Annotated in this window: 1 protein-coding gene; it reads left to right on the plus strand. The window is 49.3% G+C overall.

Annotated elements, in window-relative coordinates; all coding sequences use genetic code 11:
* Window positions 1–578: GTP-binding protein (locus HG547_RS20655; RefSeq protein WP_248278781.1), on the plus strand; the 578-nt coding region annotated here is incomplete at both ends.

A 578-nucleotide genomic window follows, 5' to 3' on the forward strand; every position in this document is an offset into this window, starting at 1 on the left:
CGCGGTATTACCATCAATACCTCTCACATCGAGTATGACACCCCAACTCGCCACTACGCACACGTAGACTGCCCAGGCCACGCTGACTATGTTAAAAACATGATCACTGGTGCTGCACAGATGGACGGCGCGATCCTGGTAGTTGCTTCTACAGACGGTCCAATGCCACAAACTCGCGAGCACATCCTGCTGTCTCGTCAGGTTGGCGTACCATTCATCATCGTATTCATGAACAAATGTGACATGGTTGACGATGCTGAGCTGTTAGAATTAGTGGAAATGGAAGTACGTGAACTGTTATCAGAATACGACTTCCCAGGTGATGACTTACCAGTAATCCAAGGTTCAGCTCTGAAAGCGCTAGAAGGCGAGCCAGAGTGGGAAGCGAAGATCCTTGAGCTGGCAGCAGCTTTAGACTCTTACATTCCAGAGCCAGAGCGTGATATCGATAAGCCATTCCTGATGCCAATCGAAGACGTATTCTCTATTTCTGGTCGTGGTACAGTAGTAACAGGCCGTGTAGAGCGTGGTATCGTTAAAGTGGGCGACGAAGTAGAAATCGTTGGTATCCGCACGAC

Origin of the sequence: Shewanella sp. DNRA4 (genome assembly GCF_012843185.1) — a bacterium.
Taxonomy (GTDB): Bacteria; Pseudomonadota; Gammaproteobacteria; order Enterobacterales; family Shewanellaceae; genus Shewanella; species Shewanella xiamenensis.